This window comes from Streptomyces sp. NPDC029466, assembly GCF_055574515.1.
This window is the reverse complement of record NZ_JBVHZH010000111.1, coordinates 1-4,934: the sequence shown is the minus strand read 5'-3', so window position 1 is coordinate 4,934 and position 4,934 is coordinate 1. Positions and strand designations below refer to the sequence as shown.

Genomic DNA, 4,934 nt, shown 5'->3' with positions numbered 1-4,934 from the left:
GGCCCCGCCACCACCGGAGCAACCGACTCCACCCGCTCCTCTTCAGGAGCCTGCTCCAACACCACATGCGCATTCGTCCCGCTGATGCCGAACGACGACACACCGGCACGGCGGGGGCGGCCGGTGTCCGGCCACTCCTGTGCTTCGGAGAGCAGCTCGACCGCACCCGCGGACCAGTCGACATGCGGGGTGGGCTCGTCCAGGTGCAGGGTCTTGGGCAGAAGGCCCTGGCGCATGGCGAGGACCATCTTCATGACGCCGGCGACGCCGGCCGCGGCCTGGGTGTGCCCGAGGTTGGACTTGATCGCACCGAGCCACAAGGGCTGGTCGGCGGGCCGGTTCTGGCCATACGTGGCCAGCAGCGCCTGCGCCTCGATCGGGTCGCCCAGCCGCGTGCCCGTGCCGTGCGCCTCCACCGCGTCCACCTCGGACGGCTCCAGGCCCGCGCCGGCCAGGGCCTGCCGGATCACCCGCTGCTGCGAGGGACCGTTGGGGGCGGTCAGACCGTTGGACGCACCATCCTGGTTCACCGCCGAACCCCGCACCACCGCCAGGACCGTATGGCCGTTGCGCCGGGCGTCGGAGAGCCGCTCCACGAGCAGCATGCCGACACCCTCGCCCCAGCCGGTGCCGTCCGCGGCGGCGGCGAACGGCTTGCAGCGACCGTCCGCCGCGAGGCCGCGCTGCCGGGAGAAGTCGACGAAGGTGTCGGGAGTGGACATCACCGAGACACCGCCGGCCAGGGCCAGCGAGCATTCACCGGACCGCAGTGCCTGCATCGCCCAGTGCAGCGCCACCAGCGAGGCGGAGCACGCCGTGTCCACGGTGACCGCGGGGCCTTCGAAGCCGAGTGAGTAGGAGACCCGGCCGGACACCACGCTGGCCGAGGTTCCGGTGATCAGGTAGCCGTCCGCGTTGTCCGCGCCCTGGGCGAGGACCGAGCCGTAATCCTGGCCGTTGGTGCCGACGAAGACACCGGCGTCGCTGCCCCGCAGGGTGGTCGGGTCGATGCCCGCGTTCTCCAGGGTCTCCCAGGAGGTTTCCAGCAGGATCCGCTGCTGCGGATCCATCGCGGTCGCCTCACGCGGCGAGACGCCGAAGAAGCCGGCATCGAAGTCACCGGCGTTGCCGAGGAAGCCGCCCTCGCGCACATACGAGGTGCCCTTGTGCTCCGGGTCCGGGTGATACAGCCGCTCCACGTCCCAGCCACGGTCGGCCGGGAAGGCACCGATCGCATCGCCGCCACGCGCCAGCAGCTCCCACAGCGCATCGGGGCTGTCGATCCCGCCGGGGAAGCGGCAGGCCATGCCGACAATGGCGATGGGCTCGTCGTCCACGGCTGCCTTGGCACGTACCGCGGGGCCGGCGGTCTGGCCGCCGAGCAGTTCCTCCCGCAGATGGCGCACCATCGCGGACGGAGTGGGGTAGTCGAAAATCAGCGTGGCCGGCAGCCGCAGACCGGTGGCGTTGTCCATCCGGTTACGCAGTTCCACGGCGGTGAGCGAGTCGAACCCGAGGTCCTTGAACGCCCGGGACGCGTCGAGCCCACTGCTGTCGGAGTAGCCCAGCACCAGGGCGACCTGGGCGGTGACAAGGTCCAGCAGAGCACGGTCCTGCTCGGCCTTCGTCAGCCCGACGAGCCGGTCCCGCAACGTGCTGCCGGCACCGCCGCCGGCTGCGGCAGCGCGCCGCCGGACCGGTATGAGGCCGTGCAGGATGGCCGGTACCGAAGGCGCGGCGGCGAGGGCCCGCACATCGAGATGGATCGGTACGGCCAGCGCCGATTCCACGGCGACCGCCGCGTCGAACAGGTCCACGCCTTCGGCCGCGGAGACCGGCAGCACGCCGTCGGCCGCCATGCGCCGCAGGTCGGTTTCGCTCAGCTGCCCCGTCATTCCACTGGCATCGGCCCACAGACCCCAGGCCAGGGAGGTACCCGGCAGGCCACCGAGGCGACGGTGCTCAGCGAGGGCATCGAGGAAGGAGTTGGCCGCCGCGTAGTTGGCCTGCCCGGCGCTGCCGAGCACACCGGCAGCCGAGGAGAACAGTACGAAGGCCGACAGGTCCAGGCCCTGGGTCAGTTCGTGCAGATTCCAGGCCGCGTCCACCTTCGGCCGAAGCACGGTGTCGAGACGTTCCGGGGTCAGCGAGCCGATGATGCCGTCGTCCAGAACACCTGCCGTGTGCACCACACCCGTCAGCGGGGCATCGGCCCGGATCCCGGCCAGCACGGCGGCCAGCGCGTCACGGTCAGCCGCATCACACGCCACGACCTCAACTCGGGCACCCAGCTCCGTCAGCTCGTACTGCAACTCCCGGGCGCCGACAGCCTCAAGGCCACGGCGGCTCGTCAACACCAAGCTGCGAACGCCATGCTCAGACACCAGGTGGCGGGCGAACAGTACACCCAACGTGCCCGTGCCACCCGTAATCAGCACCGTGCCCTCGGAGTCCCATACCGGCGCACCCTCCGACGGCGCAGTCCGCACCAGCCGCGGCACGGATACCACCCCGTCGCGAACCGCCAACTGCGGCTCACCCGAAGCAACCGCCGCAGCAATGACCTCCATCGACGACTGCTGCTCATCAAGGTCGAGCAGCACAAACTGGCCCGGGTTCTCGACCTGAGCGGAGCGCAGCAGACCCCACACCGCGCCGCCCACCGCATCCAGCGGCTCCCCCGCCACCGACACGGCGCCACGGGTCGCGACCACCAGCTTCGAACGCGTGCAACGCTCATCAGCCAGCCAGGACTGCACACCCTCCAGCACCCGGCCCACCGTGGCCCGGACCGCCTGCGGCACCTGCAACGCACCATCCGAGCGAGGCACCGCCAGCACCACACACTCCGGCACCTCCACCAGCTCACTCAGCACGTCCGCACCCGACGCACCCAACGCAGCAGCCAGCCCCGCATCCTCGCCAAGGACCGCCCACGAACCCGCCACCGGCTCAGACCGAAGCGGCAACTCCGACCACTCCACCCCGAACAGCGAATCCCGGTGCCGCACCCCGGTGGTTGCGAACTGCTCGGCGGAGACCGCGCCCCACGCCACCCCGTCCGCCGAGGCCACCAGGCCGCCGGCCTCGTCCGTCGCAGTCAGCGCATAGCCGTCACCGGCCCTGGTCAGCTGCACCCGCAACGACACGGCGCCCACCGCGTGCAGCCGCACCCCGGACCAGGAGACCGGCAGCCGCAGCCCATCGGTCACCGGCTGCAGGGCCGCGTCCAGCAATGCCGGATGCAGGCCGAACTCGCCCGCCCGGTCGGCGATTTCCTCGGGCAGCGCAACCTCGGCGAAGACCTCATCGCCACGACGCCACATCGCTCGCACGCCGCCGAACACCGGTCCGTGCTCAAAGCCGGCCGCGGCCAGCTCCCCGTACAGCCCTTCCACCGAGACGGCTTCCGCGCCGGCCGGCGGCCATACCGGAGCGTCGATGCTGCCGACGGGAGCCCCCGCGGCCAGCACGCCGTCGGCATGCCGGGTCCATGCCCCGTCCACGGCTTCCTCATCGCGGGCGAACAGCGCGATCTCGCGGCGACCGTCCACCGCAGACTGGCCGAGCGCGACCCGGAGTTGCACTCCACCGCGGTCCGGCAGGATCAGCGGCGCCCGCACGGTGAGTTCTTCCAGCAGGTCACAGCCGACCTGGTCCCCGGCCCGGATGGCGAGTTCGACCAGGGCCGAGCCGGGCAGTACGGCGGCGCCGAGCACGGCATGGTCGGCCAGCCAGGGGTGGGTGGCCAGGGACAGCCGCCCGGTGAAGAGGAACCCGTCCGAATCCGGCAGGGCGACGGCAGCGCCGAGCAGCGGGTGGTCCGCGGCGCCCAGACCGGCCGAGGTCACATCGCCGGTGCCCGCGCCGGTGCGGTCCAGCCAGTACCGCTGGCGCTGGAACGCGTAGGTGGGCAGCGCCACTTGGCGGGCGCCGGGGAAGAACGTCGCCCAGTCCACGACGACACCCCGCGCGTACGCAGCGCCAAGGGCCTGGAGGACGGCTTCCGCCTCGGACCGGTCCTTGCGCAGACCGGGCAGGAAGGCCGCGGGAGGGCCCTCGACCTCACGGAGGCAGTCCTGCCCCATGGCCGCCAGGACGCCGTCGGGGCCGAGTTCGAGGAAGGTGGTGACACCTTCGCCGTGGGCGGCGCGCATACCGTCGTGGAAGCGGACGGCCTCCCGCACATGCCGCACCCAGTACTCCGGGTCACGAAGCTCGGCGGGGTCGGCGAGACGGCCGGTCACATTCGACACGACCGGTAACTTGGCCTCGTCGTACGTGAGTTGATCCAGGATTGCGCGGAAGTCGGCCAGCATCGGGTCCATCAGCGGTGAGTGGAAGGCATGGCTCACCCGCAGCCGCTTGACCTTGCGGCCCTCGGCCTCCAGGGCGGCGGCGATCTGCTCCACCTCGGCCTTGGCACCCGAGAGCACGACGGACTCGGGACCGTTGACGGCGGCGATGCCGACCTGCTCCCGGCCCTCCAGCAGCGGGGCGACCTCGTCCTCCGAGGCCCGCACCGACACCATGACGCCACCTGCCGGCAGAGCCTGCATCAGCCGTCCGCGCGCCGCGACCAGCTTCGCCGCGTCCGCCAGCGACCACACACCGGCCAGATAGGCGGCCGTGACCTCACCGATGGAATGCCCCAGCAGCACCTCCGGCGTCACACCATGAGACTCAACGAGACGGTAGAGGGCGACTTCGAGGGCGAACAGCGCCGCCTGCGCGTACTGCGTCTGATCGAGGAGGTCGCCCCCGTCCCGGACCACCTCCGTCAGCGGCCGAGGCAGCAGACCATCCAGCTCCGCACACACCTCATCCCAGGCCCGCGCAAACACCGGATACGTCTCATACAACTCACGGCCCATCCCCAGCCGCTGCGCCCCCTGACCGGTGAACAGCACACCAAGGCGCCCCTCACCAGCCAC

The 4,934-nt window shown here is 71.4% G+C and carries 1 pseudogene; it reads right to left on the bottom strand.

The features are described from left to right. Positions 1–4,928 (bottom strand): annotated as a pseudogene (locus ACZ4XD_RS37230) (SDR family NAD(P)-dependent oxidoreductase); the annotation flags it as partial. Between the last annotated feature and the right edge of the window lie 6 nt (positions 4,929–4,934).